This is a genomic window from Rathayibacter sp. VKM Ac-2928 (genome assembly GCF_022815545.1).
Taxonomy (GTDB): Bacteria; Actinomycetota; Actinomycetes; order Actinomycetales; family Microbacteriaceae; genus Rathayibacter; species Rathayibacter festucae.
Genome location: NZ_JALGRU010000001.1, coordinates 1335839 through 1358096, shown reverse-complemented (window position 1 = coordinate 1358096; position 22258 = coordinate 1335839). Strand labels below are relative to the sequence as shown.

The following is a 22258-nucleotide window of genomic DNA, read 5'->3' as shown; positions in this document are numbered from 1 at the left end:
CCCCCCCCCCCCCCCCCCCCCCCCCCCCCCCACGGCGATCACTCGGTGGTGGCGCGGTTCCGCCGGCGGCGGCCCAGGAAGACGCCGATGGCGCCGAGCAGGGCGAGGACGCCGGCCGCGGGCAGCACGGCCGCTGCGTCGGAGCCCGTCGAGGCGAGCTGACCTGCCGCCGATCGCTTCGAGGCCGTGCTCGCAGCTCCCGAAGACGCTGTGGGCACCGTGACCTCAGCGGCCGGCCGAGTCGACGCGGCCGGACTCGGCGTCGGGGTCGGCGTGGGCGTCGGAGTCGGGACGGGTACGACCGCCGGGATCTCGAGCGTGCCGAGGGTGTTCTTCGTGTAGGTGACTCCCGTGGGTGTGGTCGCGGTGGCGATCGACGCGACCCAGATGGAGTGGTTGAAGACGTCTCGCTCGGTCACGGTGCTCTCGAAGTCGACCACGCCGGTCTCCCCGACGGGGAGCTCGGCGAGCTTCTCGCTGTCCGCGACCTGGACGTCGCGCAGAGTGACGTTGCCGGTGTTCGTGACCGCGGCGACCCACTTCACCTTCGTCCCGGCGACGACCGGCTCACCCTCCTTCACCTGGAACGTGCCGGAGACCTTCACGTCCAGATCCGGCGCCTCGACCGGGATCGGAGGCTTCTCGGGGATCGGCAGCTTGTACACGAACGGCTCGGAGACCGTGACGCGCGACCCGTTCGGAAGGGTGCCCCTGACCAGCTTCGACTCGGCCGAAACAAACCCGTCCTTGAGGTTCTGCGCGCTGACGACGGCCTCGGTCGTCGTGAGCAGGAACGACTCGCCGACCGCGAGCTTCTTCCGCCCGAGCACGTCCTTCAGATCCACTCCGCCGGTGTTCTTCACGTCGTAGGTGAACTGGACCCGGGTGCCCTCCTTCACCAGCTCACCCGGCTCCGTCAGGAACTTCCCCGTGATGGTCACCGTCACCGCCGGGGCCGCAGCGGTGGGCGCTGCGGTGGGGCCGGGGGCCGGCGCGCTGGTGCTCGGGGCAGGCGTCGGCGTGGCCGGCTGCGAGGGGGCCGGGCTCGGCTGCGGAGGCACGTACCCGGGAACAGGTACCAGGGTGTCGATGTCGCTGTCGACCCGGACTCCCTTGGGCGTGTATGCGGTGACCGTACCGACGAACCGCCATGAACCGCCGACAAATTCGTCCTCGACGACGGTGTCACCGGATGCGAAATCCTTGGTCTCACCGACGGCGATCGTGGTGGGGCTCACCAGGAAGGGGAGGCCCCTGCGGGGCACGGTCAACGGGACGTCTCCGGTGTTCGTGAGATGAATCGTGTATTTCACCTCGAAGACCCGCCGGCCGTCCGTGAAAGGCGGCCATTCTGTGAAGTTCGCGGTGACCGAGCTCTTCAGCGAAGGATGCTCGTCAGCGACCTGCGAGGCAGGAGCGCCTGCCGTCGGTGAGGACTGCGGCATCGCCGCAGAGGCTGGAGTGCTGTCGTTGGCAGCCGTCTTGGCGAGAGGCGCACTCGCCGCTTCCGCGGCCTGGGCGACAGGCGCTCCGCAGCCGAGCAGGCCGACGGTGAGAACGAGAGACGCTGCGACATCGAGCGGTCTGCTGCTCGATCGGCGCGCGCCGCGGGGTTGAGGTGAGGGTGTGTGCATCTGCGACTCCTGTAGGGGCTCGGCGGAGCAAGGTGGATGACCCGAGGAAGCTTCACAGATTTCTAGGGTTCCCAGAGGCTTCGCACTGTGGTTGGCGCCACGCGTCCGTCGCCGGGCGCGCGGAAGGGCCGCGGTGCGAACTGCACAGCGGCCCTTCGAGGAGCGCGGGGCCGAGGCGGCGGACGACAGAGGCCACCCGCCGGCTCGGCGCATCGTCACTCGGTGGCGGTGCGGCTCCTGCGGCGGCGGCCCAGGAAGACGCCGACGGCACCGAGCAGGGCGAGGACACCGGCAGCGGGCAGCATAGCGGCGGCGTCGGAACCGGTGGACGCGAGGTGGCCTGCCGTGGACCGAGTCGTCCCCACGGCCGAAGACGTGCCGACCTCACCGCGGCTGGACGAGGTGGCGACCTCGGTCACCGACCGGGCTGCCGCTGCGCTGGACGGCGTCGCGGAGGGCTGAGCGTCGGGTCCGGCCGGGTCAGGAGTCGTCGCGGGGATCGCGAGGGTGCCGAGGGTCTGCTTCGAGTAGTCGTAGCCGTCCCTCGTGGTCGCCGTCGCCGCAGCGGCGACGGAGACCGAGTGATCGACCGCGTCCCGCTCGCTGACGGTGCTCTCGAAGGTGACCTCGCCGGTCTTCCCGACCGGCAGCTCGGCGATCTTCTCGCTGTCGGCGACCTTGACGTCGCGGAGAGCGGTGTCCCCGGTGTTCGTGAGCGCGGCGACCCACTTCACCTTCGTGCCCGCGACGACGGGCTCACCCTCCTTCACCTGGAACGTGCCGGAGACCTTCACGTCAAGGTCCGGCGCCTCCGTGGACACCGGAGCCTTGTCGGGGATGGGCAGCTTCGGCGCCGTCACGATGACCCGGGTTCCGCCCGGAAGGATCTCGTTCGAGGACTCCGAGTCCGGCGTCACGAACCCGTCCTTGATGTTCTGCGCGGTGACGACGGCCTCGGTCGTGGTCAGGTGGAACGACTCGCCGACCGCGAGCTTGTCGTGCCCGAGGACGTTCGTGATGTCGACCGCTCCCGTGTTCTTCACGTCCTGCGAGAACTCGACGCGAGTGCCCTCCTTCACGAGCTCGCCCGGCTTCGTCAGGAACCTCCCCGTGACGGTCACCGTCATCTCCTGGGTGGCGACCGTCGGCGCCGGGACGGGTTCCGGGATCGGCTCGCTGGTGCTCGGTGCACTGGGGCTCGGCTCAGGCTTCAGCGCGGACGGCTCCCAGAACCACGGGACACGCTTCTCCACCTGCGCGCTCGGAAGGGGGATGTCGGGAACGACCGTCACCGTTGTCGTCTCGTTGTACGAGGTGGTCCATGTCTTGAGCTCGATCGGGTCCGACCAGACGCCCTTGCGCAGTGAGTCACCGCCGAGGAACACGCTCTCGTAGAAGACCTTCGACTGACCCGGAGCGAGAAGAACGGTGTTCCCGAAGCCCGGTGAGTCGGTGAGTTCCACGTTGAGCGGTGCGTCGGTGATGTTCGTGGCGGTGAGGACGTAGTGGACCCTCGAGTAGATGTTCAGGATCTTGTCGGGCGCGCTGCCGAAAGTCGCCGTGATCGACGTCGTCAGCCCCCCGTTCACCAGCGGGGCGGGCGACGGGGTGCCGGTCGGTGACGCGGTGCTTCCGGCGGCCGGCGTGGCGGCTGCCGCGGTCGACGGCGTCGTCTCGGCCTGGGCGACGGGCGCGGCTGCGCCGAGCAGTCCGACAGTGAGGACGAGGGACGCCGCGACGTCGAGCGGCCTGCTGCTCGGTCGGCGCTGTCCGTGGGATTGCGGTGGGCGTGTGTGCATCTGCGACTCCTGTAGGGGGCTCGGCGGAGCAAGCGGGTGACCTGAGGAAGTGTCACATCCTTCTCCCCGTCGTGCAGTGCAGGAGGCGCGAGTGGCGCGGGCTGTCGCGTCGCCCGGGCGCCGGGCGAAGGGCCGCCGTGCGGTCAGCACGGCAGCCCCTCGTCGGTGCGCGGACGCTACTGCAACGTCACGGTGACCGGAGCGCTCTCGGTCACGTTGCCCGCCGCATCCGTCGCCCGGGCGGTGAGCGCGAACGTGCCCTGCACGCCCGCGGTGTCGGAGGCGAGCGACCAGGTGTCCTCGCCGGTCGGGACGCCGTCGCCGATCTCGACGCCCTCGACGAGGAACACGACTCCGGTCACGGCGACGTCGTCGGTCGCCGTGACGGTGGCGGTCGCCGGTCCGCCGAGCACGTCACCGGGCTCCGGCGCGGTGATCTCGACCTCGGGGGCGGTGGTGTCCTCCACGGGGGGCTCGGGCTCCGCGGGCGACTCGGGCTCGTCGGGCGCGGACGGGCTCGCCGTCGGTGCCGGAGCGGGGGTCGCCGGGGCGGTCGTGGGCGTCGACGTCGGCGCGGCGCTCGGAGTCGCGGTCGCCGCCGGGGTGCTGCCGCCGCCGCGGAGGTCGACGGCGTCCCAGATCCCGGTGAGGTAGGCCGTGGTCGGTCGGGGGCTGCGGGCGTCGAGGTCGGCGGCGGTCAGCGAGCCGAGGCTCTGGTCGACCGTGAAGCCGCCCGACCGCGCCGTCTTGCCGGGCAGGTTCGTCCGCGTGCTCGTCACCGCGTCCCAGGAGGGCTGCAGCGAGCCGATGAAGGTCGAACCGGACGCGTCGACGTTGCCGCCGCCCGAGCCCTGGATCGCGCTGAGGCTGCCGGGGCCGTTCTGCGCTCCCGCGGAGCCGGCACCGCCCCGCAGGAACGGGTAGCGCTGCGCGGCCGTGCTGCCGCCGACGACGAAGGTCTCGTCGAAGGCGACGTTCCGGACGCCGCCGATGATCACGGCGCTGTTGTTGGAGGCGAAGACGACGGTGTCGCGGAGCGTGACCTGGCCGGTGATCCCGGAGCCCTCGATCTGCAGGGTGTCGGTGTGCGGGCGCGGCTCGCGGTTGCCGCCGTACCTCGCGTCGACGTAGTAGGAGGGCGCGAAGTAGCCGCCCTCGACCAGGACGTCGCTCAGCTGGTCCGGAGCGTAGGCCTTGATCTGCGCCGAGTCGGCGTTCTTGACCGTCGAGTCGGGCTCGACGACCTCGATCAGCTCGACGTCCCGGACGGGCAGGCCCGCCGACGCGGCGAGACCGAGCCAGTTGTCGGCGATGCGGAGCCAGGCGAAGGAGGCGTGCTTCGCGCCCTTGACGTCGAGCGAGTCGATGTCGAAGCGCATCAGCGTGATGCCCGTGACTCCGCGCAGCGCCCAGTCGCCGCCGGTCACCGAGCGGAAGCCGTCGCGCGCGGTGATCAGGACCTTGGATGCCCCGCTGTTGGTGTAGCCGTTGAGGGCCGAGAGATCGGCGACGCGGCCGGGGGCGACGCGGACGACGGCGCCGTTCGCGATCTGGTTCGCGGTGAGCCGGTCGAGCGCGGTGCGGATCGCCGGGCCCGAGGCCGCGACGTCCACGACGGTGGTGCCGCGGGGGAGCCCAGAGCGGATGTCGGGGGTGTCCGAGGGGTAGTGCGTGCCGTCGGGCCCGGAGGTCGTGGCGGAGACGGCGGCCGAGGCGGCCGGTGCGTCCTGGAGCACTGTCGCGCCGACGGCGATCCCGACGGCGGCGGTGATCGCGAGGATGCGGGCGAGGGCGGTCCTCGCTCGGGGGCGCGCGTGGCGCGCGGCGGGGCGGAGGGGACGGGAGGGGGACGACCTGGGGGGAGTGGCTCGTGACATGGGGTGTCTTCCGATCGGGTCGGGCAGCGGGGGAAGGGGTGCCCGGAGCACGGCGCGGCAGGAGCCTCGAGGCGCTGAACGGTCCGGGGCTCCTGAAGGGGCCTCGGAGTCCCGCGGCGGTGCGGTCCGGGCGGTCGGTGCGGGGAGAGCAGGGCGGGTGGTGCGCGGAGGAGGATCGGGGACGGCGGCGCGTCGGAGTCGACGGGGGAGGTGGAGGCAGCGCGGCAGGAAAAGGGGAGGGGTGGCGTGCTTCCACGGCCAATGTACGGGACGTGCCCCGTCAGTGGGGCACTGGCGCTGACGCTGATTCGGGCTCTACTATGCCGCGGCCGGTGAGGGTGTGGGGACGGCGGGTCTCGATACGCCGCTGCGCGGCTGCTCGACCAGCGTGCGGGGGCTGCTGTGGGCCTGCGCGATCGGTGGGGACGGCGAAGGGCCGGCGCCTCGTCGCCGAGGGGCCGGCCCTTCAGGGCTGAGCGCGGGGAGCTAGCGCAGCGTCACCGTCACGGGAGCGCTCGCGGCGACGTTGCCCGCCGCATCCGTCGCCCGGGCGGTGAGCGGGAAGGTGCCGCGCATCCCGGCGGTGCTGGTGGTCAGCGACCAGGTGCTGCCGCCGGTCTTCGTGCCGTCGCCGACCTTGAGGTTGCCGAGGTAGAACGCCACGCCGGTGACGGCGGTGTCGTCGGTCGCGGTGACGGTGGCGGTGGTCGAGCCGCTGATCACGGCGCCGGCCGACGGCGAGGTGATCGCGACCTTCGGGGCGGTGGTGTCGGCGACGGGTCCGCTTCCGCCGTCCTCACCGTCGGGCGTCTCCGCGGGGAGCTCCGGGGTCTTGGTCGGCGTCGGGGTCGACGTCGGCTCGGGGGTCGCGGTCGGCTCGGGCGTCGCGGTGGGGGTCGCCGTCGGGGTCGCCGTCGGCGTCGCGGTCGGCTCCGGCGTCGCCGTGGGAGTCGCCGTCGGGGTCACGGTCGGGGTGGGCGTCGGCGTGGGCGTCGAGGTGTCGACGTCGTCCCAGATCCCGACCAGGCGGGACGTGGTCGGGCGGGGCGTCCTCGAGTCGAGCTCGTCGACGCTCATCGAGCTCAGCGTGCTGTCGAGCGTGAAGCCGCCGCGGGTGGCGGTCTTGCCCGCGATGTTCGTGACGGTGTTCGTCACGGTGTCCCACTTCGGCTGGAGCGAGCCGGCGAGGATCGAGTCGGAGGCGTCGATGTTGCCGCCTCCGGTGCCCTGGATCGCGCTGACGCTGCCCGCGCCGTTGATCGCACCGGCGTAGCCGGCACCGCCGCGCAGGAACGGGTAGCGCTTCATCGCGAGCGGGCCGCCGACGATGAACGAGTCCTCGAACGCCACGTTCCGGACGCCGCCGACGATGACGGCGCTGTTGTTGGAGGTGAACACGACCGTGTCGCGGAGGGTGATCTGGCCGGTGACGCCGCTGCCCTCGATCTGGAGGGTGTCCGTGTGCGGTCGCGCCGGGTTCGACCCGCCGTAGACGGCGTCGACGTAGTAGGAGGGCGCCAGGTAGCTGCCCTCGACCAGGACGTCGCCCATCACGTCCGGCGAGAACGCCTTGATCTGCGCGGAGTCGGCGCTCTTGACCGTCGAGTCCGGCACCACGACCTCGATCAGCTCGACGTCGCGCACCGGCACGCCCGCCGACGCGGCGAGGCCGAGCCAGTTCTTGTTGATCCGCAGCCAGGCGAACGAGGCGTTCGTGGCGCCCTTCACGTCGAGTGAGTCGATGTCGAAGCGCATGAGCGTGATGCCGGTGACCGAGCGCAGCGCCCAGTTGCCGCCGGTGACCGACTGGAAGCCGTCGCGGGCGGTGACCAGGACCTTCTCGCTGCCGGTGTTGCGGTAGCCGTTGAGCGCGGACAGGTCGGAGATGTGACCGGGGGCGACCCGGACGACGGCTCCCTCCGCGATCTGCGTGCGGGTGAGCGAGTCGAGGGCCTTGCGGATCGCCGAGCCGGACGCGGCGGCGTCGACGACGGTGTAGTCCGCGACACCGGAGCGGATGTCGGGGGTGGCCGAGGGGTAGTGCGTGCCGTCCGGCCCGTGGGAGGCGCTGCCCTCCGCGGCCGACGCGGCCGGGATCGACACTCCGGTGACGCCGATCGCCACCGCGGCGGCGATCGCCAGGACGCGCAGGGCGTCCTTGGGGCGGCGGAGGAGGGGGAGAGCGGTTCTGGAGCGGGTGGTCGGGGGCATGTGGTGTCGTCCGATCGACTCGTGCTGTGCGGGGAGGGGACTGGTGCTGTGCGGGAGGTCGCCCGGTGCGCGTCGACGAGGGAGCCTCGAAGCGGGCGGCGGATCGGTGCCGCGCCGGGGAGCGGTGCCGAAGGACGCGTCGCTGCGGTCCGGGCTGTGGGGTGCGGCACTGCCGCGGTGACGCCGCCGCGGCGCGGACGCCGGAGCGGCCGTGCAGCGGGTGGTCGGGTAGGCGCTTCTCGACCTTCCCGAGGGAGGGCGAACCGCGTGCTCGCGGACCTCCGAGGGCGAACCTCCGGAGCGTGTGCCGAGCCTGTGGAAGGATTCAGGGAGCCTCCCAGCTTCGTCAGGATAGGGACTCCCTGACGAGCGACACACCACCCCGAGGGGGGTCGGAGCGGCAGACAGCCGCTCACCTTCGTCCGGCTACTCCAGAGCTCCCAGCACGACCGCCGCCGCCCGCGCGACGAGGGCGTCGTCGTAGTCCGCCTCCGGGTCGTTGCGGGAGGTCAGGACGGACAGCACGATCGGGTCGCGGCCGGGAGGCGTGACGACGGCGACGTCGTTGCGGAGGCCGCCCGCTCCGCCCGACTTGTCCGCGACCGTCAAGCCCTCGGGAGCGCCCGCGCGGATCAGCGCGTCGCCGGTCGCGTTGCCGCTCATCCAGTCCAGGAGCAGCGCGCGATCCGCGCTGGGAAGGGCCTCGCCGAGTGCGACGGCGGTGAGATCGGCGGTGAACGCCGCCGGAGTGGTGGTGTTCGCGGTGCTGCCCGGGGCGATCGTGTTGAGGGCGGGCTCCTCGTCGACCACGTCGGTCGTCGTGTCGCCGAGCTGCTCGAGGGCCCGGTCGAGGGCGACCGGTCCGCCGAGGCGGTCGAGCACCAGGTTCAGCGCCGTGTTGTCGCTGCGGCGGACCGCGGCCTCGGCCAGCTGCGCCAGCGGCAGCCCGCTGTCGATGCTCTCGCTCGTGATCGGGGAGTAGCCGGCGGCCTCGACGTCGGCCGCGGTCCAGGTGACGACCTCGTCGCGCTCGCCGACGGGGACGCTGCGCAGGAACTCCGCGGCGGCCAGCGCCTTGATGCTCGACGCGTAGCCGAAGCGCTCGTCCTGCCGATGCAGGACCTGCCGGCCGCTGCCGGTGTCGACGGCGCTGACGCCGATCCGCGCGTCGAACTCGGCTTCGAGGGCGGCGAGCTCGGCGGAGACGTCGACGGGGGCGGGTTCCGGAGACGATGCGGCGGAGATCGACGGGAGCGCCGTCGGCGGACTCGAGGTTGAGGGCGTGCCCGATACCGCGCACCCGGACAGCACGAGTGCGAGGCCGGCGGCGAGGACGGGGAGGGATCGGGCGGGCGATCCGGGGCGGCGGCGGCTCACAGGACGGAGTAGACGACGACGAAGGCGAGCGCGGCCGCCGCCGTGACCGCGACGGCCGCGAGGGCGATCGGCCACCGCGGTCGCCTCCGGATCACCGCGAGAGCGAGGAACGCCGTGCCGAGGACGATCTCGAGCCACCAGTAGACCGGGCTGGTGGTGTCGGCGACGTTCTGCAGGGCCCAGACGCCCTCGCCGATCAGGACGCCGGACAGCGGGGCGACCGCGAGCACGCGCCAGGGCGTCGAGCCGTGCAGCGTCAGGGCGGCGGCGGCGCCGAGGATCGGCCCGGCCGGCACGGCCAGCAGCCAGAACACGTCGGTGAAGGGCGGGGAGTAGCCGAAGCCGCGCGCGGCGGTCACCAGGTCGTAGCCCTCGAGGAGCGCCCAGAAGGTCAGGAGGCCGAGCGCCGCCGCCGCCACGGGCCGCGCGCCGCCGAGCCGCACCAGCGCGAAGACGAGCATCGACCAGCCGCCCGAGGAGTTGGCGAAGGAGTTCACCGGCCCGGGCAGCGAGCCCTGCAGGAGGCTGGTGAGCCCGCCCAGGAGCAGGCCGCCGACCAGGGCGACGAGGAGGGCGCGCACGAGGCGCGGGCGGGACGGGGCAGAAGGCATGAGTCGATTCTCGGAGGTCGTGGGCGGCGCGGCATCGGGGATGACCCTGATCGCGGTGCTGAGTCCGATTGCGGGGGCGGGTCGGTCTCGATACGCGCCTTCGGCGCTGCTCGACCAGCAAGGAGGGGGCGGGTCTGCATGCCCCCGAGTGCGCCGCGGTTCAGTCGAGGACGGCGTAGGCCTCGAGCTCGACCAGGACGTCGGGCTCGAAGAGGAAGTCGACGCCGATGGCGGAGAGCGGCGGGAGCGGGTCCGGCAGGCCGAGCTCCTCGCGCACCTGCTCGATCCCGGCGACCCACTCGGCGAACATCTCCGGGGTGGAGCGGGTGAGGAAGAAGCGGAGCCGGACGACGTCGTCGAAGGTGGCACCGGCTCCGGCGAGCCCCCGGGCGGTGCTGCGGAGGACCTGGGCGACCTGGCCGGCGAGGTCGTCGGGGGCGAGGCGGTTCCCTGCGCCGTCGCGCGCGATCTGACCGGCGACGTGCACGTGACGGCTGCCGGTGGCGACCGCGACGTGGTCGTAGTTCACGGGCTGGAGCATGCCCTCGGGGGAGCTGGTGCTGACGGTCATGGTGTCCTTCTCTCGGGTAGGTGGTTCCTTCTGTCTACCTGGTGCACGAAGGGCACTTCAACGAGACTAGGTGGCATGGACGACACCGAGCCCGCCGCCCCGACCGCTGCCGCCCCGACCGTGACCGAGCTGCTGCAGGTCGACGCTCCGCACCGGGAGCTGCTGGACGAGCTGCTCGACAAGTGGTCGCTGCAGGTGCTCGATCAGCTCTGCGAGCGGCCGCTGCGCTTCAACGAGCTGCGGCGGGCCGTTCCGGCGGTGGGGCAGAAGTCGCTGACCGCGACGCTGCGCCGGCTCGAGCGCAACGGGATGATCAGCCGCGTCGTCCTCGAGACCCGGCCGATCGCGGTCGAGTACCGCATCTCGCCGATCGGGGACACGCTGAACGAGCTGGTCGACGCGCTGCTGCGCTGGACCGACCGGCAGCTGCCGGCGGTGCAGGCGGCGCGGGCGCGGTACGACGGGGCGGAGCCGGCGGCGGGTGCGGGTGCGGTGGATCTCGATACGCGCCCTGCGGGCGCTACTCGATCAGCATGAGGGGGCGCTCTGCGGATGCTGGTCGAGCAGCATGAGGGGGCGCTCTGCGGATGCTGGTCGAGCAGCATGAGGGGGCGCTCTGCGGATGCTGGTCGATCAGCATGAGGGGGCGCTCTGCGGATGCTGGTCGAGCAGCATGAGGGGGCGCTCTGCGGATGCTGGTCGATCAGCATGAGGGGGCGCTCTGCGGATGCTGGTCGAGCAGCATGAGGGGGCGGGTCGGCGTCGTGCTGGTCGAGGAGCCGCGCAGCGGTGTGTCGAGACCCGGCGTCCCTGCTCGAGCTAGGCGAGGCCGCCGTTCACGAAGAGGACCTGGCCGTTGATCCAGCGGCCGGGGCCGGCGAGGAAGGCGACGGTCTCGGCGATGTCCTCGGGCTGCCCGAGGCGCTCGAGCGGCACCGCGCCCGCGAGGCGGGCGACCTCCTCCTCCGACTTGCCGTCGAGGAAGAGGGGGGTGGCGGTCGGGCCGGGCGCGACGGCGTTGACGGTGATGTCCTTCCCGCGCAGCTCACGGGCGAGGACGAGCGTGAGCGCCTCGACGGCCGCCTTCGACGCGACGTAGGGGCCGTAGCTCGGGAACGAGGTGCGGGTGACGCTGGTGGAGAAGGTGATGATCGCCCCGCCCGGTCGCAGGCGGGCCGCGGCGAGCTGCGCGACGACGAACGAGCCGCGGACGTTGGTGCGGTGCATCCGGTCGAGGTCCGCGAGATCGAAGGTCGCCGCGGGGCCGAGGATCATGATGCCGGCGGTGTTCACCACGACGTCCAGGCCGCCGAGCGCGTCCTCCGCCTCGGTGAAGGCCGCGGCCATCGCGGCCTCGTCGGCGACGTCTCCGCCGACGACCACGGCCTCGACACCGTGCTTGCGTGCGGCAACCGCGACCTCCTCGGCGCGCTCGCGGTTGCCGGAGTAGTGCACGGCCACCGAGAGCCCGTCGCGGGCGAGCCGCCCGACCACGGCGCGGCCGATACCGCCGGACCCTCCGGTCACGAGGGCGGTGCGGGGCTGATCCTGGGTGGTCATCGGTTCTCTCCCTGAGCTGCGGTCGTGGCGGGGACGCCGGTGTCGGCGGGGCTCAGCAGGTCCTGCATCCGCATCCGCTCGTAGAACTCGCGGCGGACCGCGTCGCCGAGCGCGAAGACGCGGGCGGCGCCGTCGTCGGCCGGGTCGATGACGACACGGAAGGGGCGCTCGCCGCGGGGCAGCCCGACGACGCGGGCGATCTCGACGGCGATCTCGCGCGGGTCCGCGTCGGCCGGTGCGAGCTCTGCGAGGCGCGCCGAGACGTCGTCCATCAGGCCCGGATAGCGGTCCTCGTAGGCGGCGGCGATCTCCGCGCGCGCGGCCCGGCCGGCGTGCGCGAAGTGGTTGGTGCCCGTCGTGTACGAGCCGGGGACGACGATGACGGTGTCGATCCCGAAGCGCGCGACCTCGACCGCGCAGCCGACGGCCAGCGCGTCCTCCGCCGCCTTCGCCGCGAAGTACGGCCCGAGGTACGGGGGCGTGCCGCCGCGGGAGCTGGACGAGCCGACCCAGACGAGCAGGCCGTCCTCCTGCGCGCGGAGGATCGGCAGCACCGCGTGGTTGAGCCGCTGGGTCGAGAGCACGTTGACGTCGTAGACCTCGGCGAGCTGCTCGACGGTGAACGCCTCGGTCGGCCCGAGGACCATGTGGCCCGCGTTGTGCACCACCACGTCGATCCGCTCGCTCTCCTCGGCGATCCGGGCGACGGCGGCGTCGACCGACGCCTGGTCGGAGACGTCGAGCTCGACCGGGCGGAGGTCGACGCCGTGCTCGCGGGCGAAGGCGCGGGCGTCCTCGGCGGCGGGGGCGTTGCGGCCGTCCATCGCCCGCATGCCCGCGTAGACGCGGTGGCCGGCGAGGGCGAGCTCGCGGACGGTCATCGCCCCGAAGCCGCTCGAGGCGCCCGAGACGATCACGACTCTCGACATGGTGGTCCTTTCCTGGGGGAGAACGGGTCGGTTCCACTCTCGGTCGGACGCGGCCGCCGCGGTGTCGTGATCCTGCGCAGGAGGAGCGCGATCCTGCGGAGTCGGTCGTCGGAGTCGCCGGGCAGCCGTTCGCGCTGGTCCAGCAGCCCGCGGGGCGGCCGGTCATGCTGGTCGAGTAGCCGCCTCCGGCGGCGTATCGAGACCCACCATCGCCGAGAGATCCGGGAGCGGGTCTCCTCCACACTCGCGATCCGACGGTGTTGTCCCCGATCAGCCGGTGGTTCCGTCCGAGCTGTCGGAGGCCCCTGCTTCACTACGCGTATGTCAGAAGATGAGAATGCGGCAGCACTCGCGGAGGTGCGCGACTGCTTCACCGACGCCGCGGCCGCCGAGCGCGCCGCGTCCCCGACGCGCCTGAGAGCCGCGGAACGCATCCACCGCGGCTACCGCGTCGCGCTCACCGTCCCGGAGGCGTTCGCCCGCGGCACGTCCCGGAGCGAGACCCGCGATCTCGTCGAGCGCTCGATCCGTGCCGAGCTCGCGGTGACGCTCGGCGTGTCCGAGCCGGAGGTCTGCCGACGGCTCGAGACCGCGGAGATGCTGATGGAGCACCTGCCGCTCACCCGTGCGCTGCTCCGCGACGGCCGGATCCTCTGGGAGGTCGGCGAGGCGATCTGCAGGACGGCGAGCAGTCTCCCTGAAGCCTCCCGCGTGGCCCTTGATGAGCGCGCAACCGACGCCGCGGTCACCATGACGACCACGCAGCTGCGCCGCGCCCTGAGCCGGTGGCGGGAGGAGCTGCACGAGCAGCCACTCGCCGAGCGCCACGCCCGCGCGAAGGAGGAGCGTGCCGTCTGGGTCACCCCGAATGTCGACGGCATGGCGACGCTCTGCGTCCACGCTCCCGCGCCGGCGGTGACGGGCGCGTACGACCGGTTGCGCCGCATCGCGCGCACCCTCCGCGATGACGGCGACCCCCGCACCCTGCAGCAGCTCAGCGCGGACGCCGCGGTCGATCTGCTCTGCGACGGCGACATCGCCGGCACCACCCCGGACCCCGAGCACCGACCCGACCCGACCTTCATCCCCGGAGTGCGGGCCGAGGTGCGCCTCACCCTCGCCGCCTCGACCGCGGTCGGTCTCGACGACGCGCCCGCGGATCTCGACGGCTACGGACCGGTCCCCGCGCCGATCGCCCGCGAGCTGATCCGCACCGCAGCCTCCTTCACCCGCGTCCTCACCGACTCCGAGACCGGCGCGGTCGTCTCCGTGGGCCGCACCCACCGTGTCCCACCGCCGCAGATGCGCCTGCACCTGCAACTGCGGGACCAGACCTGCCGCTTCGCCGGCTGCACCCGGCCCGCCGCGACCAGCGAGGCCGACCACACCCTCGAGTGGCGCAACGGCGGCGAGACCTCCCTCGACAACCTCGTCTCGCTCTGCACCTCGCACCACCACGTCCGGCACGGGGACCAGTGGAGCTACGACAGAGTCGACGACCAGGGGACCCTCGTGTGGACGAGCCCCACCGGCCGCCGGATCAGCAACCGGCCACCCCCACTGCCCGGGCGGCCGCCTGACCCGCCCCCACGGCCGTACTTCGTCGATGTTCCCGCGCCGTTCTGACGGTGGGGGGATCTCGATACGCCCGCTGCGCGGGCTACTCGGTCAGCATGCATCGCCCCCAGGACGTCGGTGTGAGCCTGCTCGTGCTGCAGGAACCGCACAGGGTGCGCCGGCGTGCGTCCGCACATGCTGGTCGAGTAGCGCGCAGCGCGTATCGAGACCTACGACGTGCAGAGCGGTGGATCTCGATACGCCCGCTGCGCGGGCTACTCGGTCAGCATGCATCGCCCGCAGGACGCGTCCGTGTGAGCCCGCACGCGCTGCCTGAACCGCGCGTTCGGTGCGCCGGCGTGCGTCTGCACATGCTGGTCGAGTAGCGCGCAGCGCGTATCGAGACCCACGTCGTGCAGGGCAGTGGATCTCGAGACGCCCGCTCCGCGGGCTACTCGATCAGCATGAATCGAGCGCGCAGGACGTCGGTGTGAGTCCGCACATGCTGGTCGAGGAGCCCGAAGGGCGTATCGGGACCCGCCGCGGTCAGGCAGGCACCCGCTCAGGCGGCGACACGGGGGACTCGGTGGGCACGGCGGCGGCGGCGATCGACGCCGGGTCCTCGCCGCTGCGCAGGGGGAGGAGGCGGAAGTGCTGGCGGTAGGGGCCCTTCTCCGGAGTGTTGCTGTACTTCTCCGGGCGGGTCTGCACGTCCCAGTTGCCGCCCTGGAGGCCCTCCTGGGCGGCGTCGACCCGGACGACCGTCCTCGTCGACGCAGGGACCTCGTGCCAGTGCCGGCGGTCGGCCAGCTCGTCCGGGCTGTTCGGCTGAGCGTTGAAGAACATGCTCTCGACCGACGTGCCGTCGCCTGACGTGCCGCCGCCGGCCAGGACGAGCACGCCCGCGCCGCCGCCGTCGACGAGGGCGGCCCAGCGGGTGTCGGCCTTGTTCGCGCTGTCCTGCGGCCGGCTGTAGCGCGTCGGCTGCTCGGCGACGGCGCCGCTCCAGCGGCCGAAGAACGCCGACGCCCGGCGGTCGGCGGACGACTCGTGCAGGCCGCGGCCGTGCCAGTGCAGGGTCGAGAGCTCCGGCGCGAGCCCGAACGTGGTGCCGACGACCTGCGGGTTCGGCGTGCCCTCGACCGGCGAGAAGGTGGAGAGCACGTCGACCTGGCCCGTGCCGTGGATCGTGTAGACGATCGACTGCGGAGAGGTCGTCACCCGGCCGCTCGGCCGGAACGGCACCGCCGTGGTCACCGACCCGTCGACCGTGATGCGGACGGCGCCCGGCGTCTCCTCGACGTCCACCCGATCGATCGCCCACTCCTCGCCGACGCCGCGCCAGGGCAGTGACGGCTCCGGGCGCTCCAGCCGGATGTCCGGGATCGAGAGCTCGGGGTCGTTCGGGGTGCGCCAGAAGTTCGGCAGCAGCGGCGCGGCGAGCCGCTCGCGACCGCCGTAGCGGAGCGAGGTCAGGCGGCCGGTGGAGCGGTCGACGGTCGCGGAGAACGCGGGCCCGCGCACGACGATCGCCGTGCCCTCCTCGGTCGCGGTCACCGGCGGCAGATCCCTCGGCGCCCGGCGGCGGGCGGGCGAGGCGTCGACGGGCAGCTCGAACTGGGCGCGCGCGACGACGTGTCCTTCCTCCGCCCAGGCGGTGGGAGCGGCGAGGGCCAGCTGCACGTCGAGGCGGTACTCGCGCGCCGCGTCCTGCGCAGCCGGCTCCGGCAGCGGGTAGGGCAGCGTGACCCTCCCCTCCTCCTGCGGGCCGACGGCCCACTCCGCGCCGGGCAGCGAGCCCTGCTGCACCGGCTCGCCGTCCGCCGACACGGTCCAGTGCACGACGTAGCCGTCGAGTCCGGTGAACAGGTGCTCGTTGGCGACGAGGAGCTCGCCGGCGCGCAGATCGACCGCGGTGACGGAGACCGGCTGGTAGGCGAGCGCCGCCTCGGCCAGCTTCGGGGTCGGCGTGCGGTCGGCGAGGACGAGGCCGCTCATGTGGGCGCTCTCCTGGTTCGGCTCGTCGCCCCAGTCGCCGCCGTAGGCGAGGAACTCCTCCTCGGGCCGATCGGGGCGCGGCCAGTACAGGCCCTTGTCGGCCCAGTCCCAGAGGAAGCCGCCGGGCATCGCGCGCGGGTCCTCGCGGGCGGCCGCCCAGTACTCCTCGAGGTAGCCGGAGGTGTTGCCCTGGCTGAAGGCGTACTCGACCAGCAGGTAGGGCCGCGGATCCCGGCGCGAGCGCTCGGCGAACTGCGCGACCGGCGGGTAGAAGTCGCCGTCGAAGTCCGAGAGACCGGCCGGGACGACCCAGGTGCCGGAGCCGACGGGGTCCTGGTAGCTGACGGGGCGGGTCGGGTCGTGCTCCTTCGCCCACTCGTACATCGCCTGCAGGTTCGCGCCGACTCCGGACTCGTTGCCGATCGACCAGGCGATCACGCTGGGGTGGTTCTTGTCCCGCTCGACCATGCTGCGCATCCGCTGGAGCAGGGGAGCGCGCAGCTCCGGGCGGTCGCCGGGCAGGAAGGGCGCCCCGTCGTCGTCGATGCGGTTGATGTGCGTCTCGTTGTTCGCCTCGTCGACGAGGTAGAGCCCGTACTCGTCGGCCAGGTCGTACCAGCGCGGGTCGTTCGGGTAGTGCGAGGTGCGGACGGCCGTGATGTTGCTCTGCTTCATCAGCCGGATGTCCGCGATCATGTCGTCGCGGCTCAGCGTGCGGCCGGTGCGCGGGCTCCACTCGTGCCGGTTGACGCCGCGGAGCGAGACCACCCGGCCGTTCACGAGCAGCACGCCGTCCACGATCTCGACGCGGCGGAAGCCGACCCGCACGGCGACGCGCTCGAGGACGGCGCCGGTCGCGTCGCTCAGCTCGACGACGAGCGTGGAGAGCTCGGGCGTCTCCGCGGACCAGAGTCGCGGGGATGAGACGGGGATGCTCGCCAGGCTCGCCGCGCGGCCGTCGGCGTCGAGAGCGACCGTCCGGCTCTGCTCGCCGACCTCCGCCGCACCCGGCGCGGTGCCGTCGAACAGCCGTGCGCGGAGCTCGAGACCGGCCGCGGACGCTCCGGGGCGCGCGTCGACCGCGACCGAGACCTCGACCGACCCGGCGGTGAACGTGTCATCGAGCGGGGTGCGCACCGTGACGTCGCGGATCATCGCCGCCGCGCGCGAGAGCAGCCGCACGCTCCGGAAGATCCCGGAGAGGCGGACGTTGTCCTGGTTCTCGAGGTAGGAGCCCGTGCACCAGCGGTGCACCTCGACCGCGAGGACGTTCGAGCCGGCCCGCACGTGCTCCGTGACCTCGAACTCGCCCGTCGTGTAGCTGTCCTCCCGGTAGCCGAGGCGCTGCCCGTTGAGCCAGACCGAGTATGCCGACTCCACGCCGTCGAACTGGAGGAAGGTGCGGCGCTCGGCCCAGCCGTCCGGCAGCTCGAAGGCGGTGCGGTACTGGCCGACCGGGTTGTAGAGGGTCGGCGCGTTCGGGTAGTCGCCGCGCGGGTCCGGCTGCTCGTGCCGCCCGTTCGCGCCGGTCCACGGCAGCACGAGATTGGTGCCGATCGGGAAGTCGTAGCCGTGCAGCTGCCAGCTGGCGGGGACCGGGACGGTCGGCCACGCCGAGTCGTCCCAGTCCTCGGCCGCGAAGCCGTCCAGGCGGGCGGCCGGGTTCGGCGCCCATTGGAAGCGCCAGTCGCCGTCGAGGCTGTGCGCGAGCGGCGTGCTCGCACGGTCGCCCTCCAGTGCGGCGTCGAGCGTGGCGAAGGGAGTGAGCACGGCGTGCGCCGGCTCCGTGCCCCACTCGAACACGTCGGGGTCGTTCCACTCCTGGGCGAGGGTCATGCGGGGCTCCTTGGGGTGCGTCGTGCGGAAGGCGTGAGGTGCCGGGCGGCGGGCGCGGCGTGCTGCGTACTGCGTGCGGCGTGCTGCGCGGTGACAGCGGAGTCCCCTCCCGCCGCCCGGGCCGCGGGCGAGGGGAGGGGACGGGTGAGCCGCTACTGGTCGTAGGCGCTCTGCCAGATCTCGGCGTAGCGGTCCGCACCGAGGCTGGTCAGGGCGTCGAGGTAGGACTGCCAGTCGGCGTCGCTCGCGGGGTCGCGGACCCCGGTGACGAACTCGGCGGTCGCCGTCGCGACGCTGCTCTCGACGTTGGCGGTGAGGGTGGAGAGCTCGCTGGCGTCCTCCGAGGGGACCCAGATGTTCCAGTAGGGGAACATCGCGTCGGACTCCTTGCCGGCGTACTGGTCGGTCGCCTCGAACAGGCGGCGCTCGAAGCCCGCCTCGGTGTAGATGTCGAGCGGCTGGACCTGGCTGGCGCGGAACTCGGCCGTGTCGAAGACCTGGGCCATCGGGCCCCAGTTGCCGTTGTAGTCGGCCTCGTTCGACTCGTCCATCTTGGTGTCGACGAGGGACGGCTCGAGGCTCTGGTCGAGCGCGATCTCGCCCTCCTCGGGGGCGCGCCAGCCGATGCCCTCCTCGCCGAACTCACCGCGGACGTGGCCCTCGGGCGAGAAGAGGTAGTCCATCATCTCGACGATGACCTTCTGCTCCACCTCGTCGGCCGCCTTGGTCACGACGAAGGTCGCACCGGGCACGCTCGGGAGGAGGAAGGTGGCGTTCTGGCCGCCGGGGCCCGTCAGCGGCGGGAGCAGGTCGTACTGCGTGTCGCGCCCGTCCTCCTGTCCGATGGTCACGGCGAAGCCGGGGTGGATGGCGGTGAAGCCGCCGATGAGCACGCCCTGCGCCGCGTTGCCGGTCGCGGTCATCTGGTCGCCGCCCTGCGAGAAGGTGGCGGGGTCGATCAGGCCGGCGTCCCACAGCTTGCGGAGGAACTTCAGGCCGTCGCGCCAGCCGTCCTGCATGGTCTGCAGCTGCACGGTGTCGCCGTCGAGCCCGAGCGAGACGGGCTGCCCGTTCGCGCCGGAGCCGGTGTTGAACGCGTTGTAGATGAAGGCGTTCATGATGTACGGCACCAGCGACTGCTGGGTGCTGCCGGTCAGCGGGATCTCGTCGGCCTGGCCGTTGCCGTTCGGGTCCTGGGTCTTGAAGGCCTGCATCACCGCGAAGAACTCATCGGGCGTGGTGGGAGCGGCGAGCCCGAGTGTGTCGAGCCAGTCGGTGTTGATCCAGAACTTGTACGGGTAGGAGCAGTGGTAGCAGTCGTTCCACTGCGGCAGGCCCCAGATCTTCCCGTCCGGGGTCTCGGTGAGCTCCTTGAAGCCCGGCTCCGCGTCGAGGGCCGCCTTGATGTTCGGGCCGTTCTCGTCGATGAGGTCGTTGAGCTGCACGAGCAGGCCCTGGTCGCCGTAGCGCTGGAGCTCGGCGCGGCTGAACTGCGAGGCCCACGGGACGAGCATGTACGCCTCGGGCAGGTCGCCGCCGGCGAGCGAGATCTGCCGCGCCTCGGCCGCCTCGGACGCACCGTACGAGGTGGTCTCGAACTGGATGTCGACGTCGAACTTGTCCTCGAGGACCTTCGTGAACGAGTTGGTGTTCAGGTCGATCTGCGCGCCCTGCTCGCCGAAGATCCGGATGACCTTGCGGTCGGCCTCCGGGCTCTCGCCGGTGCAGCCGGTGAGCCCGATGATCGCGGTGGTGAGGACGGCGCCGAGGAGGAGGTGCTTCCTCCGCGCGGCGACTCTGCCGTGCTGTGTGCGAGAGAACAAGGTGTTTCCTTCCATGGGTGAGAGAGCCGCGGGGGAGTTCCGCGCGACCGGGGGAGTCGGCCCTGTGCGGGCCGTGCTCGGGGTGCTCAGCCCTTGACGGCGCCGAGCATGATGCCCTTGTTGAAGTACCGGGCGACGAAGGGGTAGAGGATCATCACCGGGACCGTCGAGATGACGATCAGCGAGTACTTGAGGAGATCCGCGAGCTGCTGGCGCTCGATCTGCGCGGCCGCGTCCATGCCCGGTGTCGCCTGATTGAGGATCAGGACGTTCCGCAGCACGAGCTGCAGCGGATAGAGGCTCGGATCGCGGAGATAGAGCAGGGCGTCGAAGTAGGAGTTCCACTGGTAGATCGCGTACATCAGCGCGACCACCGCGAGCAGCGGCTTCGAGAGCGGGAGCACGATCGTCCAGAGGAAGCGCAGATCGCTCGCGCCGTCCAGCTGCGCCGCCTCGTACAGCTCGTCCGGGATGGAGGAGCGGAAGAAGACGACCGCGATGATCACCTGCCAGACGCCGACGGCCTGGGGGAGGATCAGCGCCCAGCGGGTGTCGAGCAGGCCGAGCTGCTGCACCACCAGATAGGTGGGGATGATGCCGCCGGCGAAGAGCATCGTGAAGATGACGCCGAGGGTGATCCCGCCGCGGCCCCAGAAGTCCTTCCGCGAGAGCGGATAGGCGATCGCGACGGTCAGCGCGAGGCTGACGAAGGTGCCGGCGGCCGTGTAGAAGAGCGAGTTGGCGAAGCCGGTGACGATCGTCGAGTCGCCGAGGGCGCGCTCGTAGCCCTCGAGGGTGAAGTCGATCGGCCAGAAGCTCACCCGGCCGGACGAGACGGCCAGCGGCGAGCTGAACGAGCTGGCCAGGATGTAGAGCAGCGGCAGGAGGACTGCGAGCAGGAACGTCGTGAGCAGGACGTAGACGGCGATCATGAAGACGCGGTCGACCATCGGGTCCTTGATCCGGGTCGCGCGCTGCCGGCGACGCGGCGGCCGGGCGGCCTCGCCGTCCTCGTGAGCGGTGGTCGATGGCGTGTCGAGTGCGGTCACCAGAGCCCCTGTCCCGTGATCCGCTTCGCGAGCGCGTTGACGCCCAGGAGCAGGACCAGATTGATCATTCCGTTGAAGAGCCCGATGGCCGCGGCCTGACTGAAGTCGGCGTTGAGCAGACCCACTTTGTAGACGTAGGTGGGGATGATCTCGGACTGCGAGAGATTGAGGGAGTTCTGCAGGAGGAAGGCCTTCTCGAATCCGATCGCCATCACATTGCCGACGCCGAGGATCAGGATGGTGATCGCCGTGGGCATGATGCCCGGGATGTCGACGTGCCAGATCTTCTGCAGCCGGCTCGCGCCGTCCATCCGGGCGGCCTCGTAGAGCGAGGTGTCGATGGAGGAGAGGGCCGCGAGATAGAGGACGGCGGAATAGCCGGTCGTCTGCCAGACGTCGCTGAAGACGTAGATGTGCCGGAAGAAGTCCGGGTCGCCGAGGAAGTCGATCGCCCCGAGTCCGAAGAACGACGTGACGTCGCTCACCGGGCCGAGCTTGGGCGAGAGGAACAGGATCGTCATCGAGATCACGACGACCGTGGAGATGAAGTACGGCGCGTAGGTGACCATCTGCACGGTCCGCTGGAAGAAGCGCAGCCGCACCTCGTTCAGGGCCAGCGCGAGCAGGATCGGGAACGGGAAGCCGGCCAGCACCACGTAGGCGGAAAGCAGGAAGGTGTTCTTCAGCAGCGTCCAGAAGATCGGGTTCGAGAAGAACCGCTCGAAGTGCTTGAAGCCCACCCACGGGCTGCCCCAGACGCCGTCGATGACGTTGTAGTCCTTGAACGCGATGATCGCGTTCGACATCGGCACGTACTTGAAGACGATGAAGTAGAGCAGCGGCGGCAGGATCAGCAGGTAGAGCTGCCAGTGCCGCCGGAAGCTGCGCCGGGCGGCGCGGAAGCCGCGGGCGTTCGAGCGGCCACGGATCGACGCCGGGCCGCCGGGGACGGGCGCCTCCGGGCCGGGGGCGCCGGGCACGGTCGAGCCGGGGACGGTGGTCCCGGGCGCGCCGGTCAGCGGCATCACCATGCCGTGCCGACCGGTGTCGGGAGGAGGGGCGGACGGGTCGCCGTGCAGGCGTCGCGTGCCCCAGGTCGGGTCGTCATGTCGAGAGCATCCAATCGCCGGTGATTCGGAACGAGGACGAGACTAAGCAGCCGATAACACCCGTGTCAATAAGAAAACGAAACGTTTCGTGTACTTCTCGATCGGCGCCCGGAAAAGACGGGCGCGATGATTCTTTCGAAAGTCGGAGAAGGCGTTGTTGCGAAAGTTCCGGCTATTCTTGCGAAAGCGAGTGATGGCCGATCTGCGTTAGTCCGATGACTCCGAGAACGGCCATGTCTGCGCCATCCATGCTGGTCGAGCAGCGCGCAGGGCGTATCGGGACCCGGGCTCCGGCGGACGGTGGATCTACTTGGAAG

General features: G+C 71.7%; 15 protein-coding genes. 2 read left to right on the top strand and 13 right to left on the bottom strand.

Annotated elements, in window-relative coordinates:
- Window positions 1–38 precede the first annotated feature (38 nt).
- The 7 genes from MT350_RS20400 to MT350_RS06245 form a co-directional block, all read right to left on the bottom strand.
- Complete coding sequence (locus MT350_RS20400) at window positions 39–941, bottom strand: LPXTG cell wall anchor domain-containing protein (protein ID WP_243615542.1); 903 nt, start codon at window positions 939–941, stop codon at window positions 39–41.
- A 908-nt stretch (window positions 942–1849) separates the two neighbouring features.
- Window positions 1850–3433 (bottom strand): LPXTG cell wall anchor domain-containing protein, encoded by a 1584-nt coding sequence (locus tag MT350_RS06275; protein ID WP_243615541.1) that lies wholly within the window; start codon window positions 3431–3433, stop codon window positions 1850–1852.
- 176 nt (window positions 3434–3609) lie between these two features.
- Complete coding sequence (locus tag MT350_RS06270) at window positions 3610–5310, bottom strand: Ig-like domain-containing protein (RefSeq protein WP_279392418.1); 1701 nt, start codon at window positions 5308–5310, stop codon at window positions 3610–3612.
- A gap of 486 nt (window positions 5311–5796) precedes the next feature.
- A complete protein-coding gene (locus tag MT350_RS06260) occupies window positions 5797–7521 on the bottom strand; it encodes an Ig-like domain-containing protein (RefSeq protein ID WP_243615540.1) in 1725 nt (574 codons plus the stop codon).
- Window positions 7522–7947: 426 nt separating this feature from the next.
- Window positions 7948–8898 carry a class A beta-lactamase gene (gene bla, locus MT350_RS06255; protein ID WP_243600220.1) on the bottom strand — a complete coding sequence of 317 codons (951 nt, stop codon included), beginning with the start codon at window positions 8896–8898 and terminating at the stop codon, window positions 7948–7950.
- Window positions 8895–9509: a DUF6518 family protein gene (locus MT350_RS06250; protein ID WP_243600219.1), complete on the bottom strand. Its 615-nt coding sequence runs from the start codon at window positions 9507–9509 to the stop codon at window positions 8895–8897. The genes bla and MT350_RS06250 overlap by 4 nt, the downstream gene beginning before the upstream one ends.
- Before the next feature lie 160 nt (window positions 9510–9669).
- Window positions 9670–10080 carry a Rid family hydrolase gene (locus MT350_RS06245; protein WP_243600218.1) on the bottom strand — a complete coding sequence of 137 codons (411 nt, stop codon included), beginning with the start codon at window positions 10078–10080 and terminating at the stop codon, window positions 9670–9672.
- Window positions 10081–10155: 75 nt separating this feature from the next.
- On the opposite strand from MT350_RS06245, the gene MT350_RS06240 reads away from it, so the two are divergent.
- Window positions 10156–10617 carry a helix-turn-helix domain-containing protein gene (locus MT350_RS06240; protein ID WP_243600217.1) on the top strand — a complete coding sequence of 154 codons (462 nt, stop codon included), beginning with the start codon at window positions 10156–10158 and terminating at the stop codon, window positions 10615–10617.
- A 282-nt stretch (window positions 10618–10899) separates the two neighbouring features.
- Here the strand turns inward: MT350_RS06240 and MT350_RS06235 are convergent, their stop codons facing one another.
- Window positions 10900–11640, bottom strand: a complete 741-nt coding sequence (locus MT350_RS06235; RefSeq protein ID WP_243600216.1) for an SDR family oxidoreductase — start codon at window positions 11638–11640, stop codon at window positions 10900–10902.
- Window positions 11637–12569 carry an SDR family NAD(P)-dependent oxidoreductase gene (locus MT350_RS06230; RefSeq protein ID WP_243600215.1) on the bottom strand — a complete coding sequence of 311 codons (933 nt, stop codon included), beginning with the start codon at window positions 12567–12569 and terminating at the stop codon, window positions 11637–11639. Before MT350_RS06230 ends, MT350_RS06235 begins: the two co-directional genes overlap by 4 nt.
- A gap of 321 nt (window positions 12570–12890) precedes the next feature.
- Between MT350_RS06230 and MT350_RS06225 the strand changes: the two genes are divergently transcribed.
- Window positions 12891–14195, top strand: a complete 1305-nt coding sequence (locus tag MT350_RS06225) for an HNH endonuclease signature motif containing protein (RefSeq protein ID WP_243600214.1) — start codon at window positions 12891–12893, stop codon at window positions 14193–14195.
- 477 nt (window positions 14196–14672) lie between these two features.
- On the opposite strand, the gene MT350_RS06220 is transcribed toward MT350_RS06225, so the two are convergent.
- The 4 genes from MT350_RS06220 to MT350_RS06205 all read right to left on the bottom strand — a co-directional run bounded on the left by MT350_RS06220 (window position 14673) and on the right by MT350_RS06205 (window position 21863).
- On the bottom strand, window positions 14673–17960 hold the full coding sequence (locus MT350_RS06220) for a glycoside hydrolase family 2 TIM barrel-domain containing protein (protein ID WP_243600213.1): 3288 nt from the start codon (window positions 17958–17960) through the stop codon (window positions 14673–14675).
- A gap of 152 nt (window positions 17961–18112) precedes the next feature.
- Window positions 18113–19783 (bottom strand): extracellular solute-binding protein, encoded by a 1671-nt coding sequence (locus tag MT350_RS06215; RefSeq protein ID WP_243600212.1) that lies wholly within the window; start codon window positions 19781–19783, stop codon window positions 18113–18115.
- 86 nt (window positions 19784–19869) lie between these two features.
- Window positions 19870–20832 (bottom strand): carbohydrate ABC transporter permease, encoded by a 963-nt coding sequence (locus MT350_RS06210; protein ID WP_243586899.1) that lies wholly within the window; start codon window positions 20830–20832, stop codon window positions 19870–19872.
- Window positions 20829–21863: a sugar ABC transporter permease gene (locus tag MT350_RS06205; RefSeq protein ID WP_243600210.1), complete on the bottom strand. Its 1035-nt coding sequence runs from the start codon at window positions 21861–21863 to the stop codon at window positions 20829–20831. The genes MT350_RS06210 and MT350_RS06205 overlap by 4 nt, the downstream gene beginning before the upstream one ends.
- Window positions 21864–22258 lie beyond the last annotated feature (395 nt).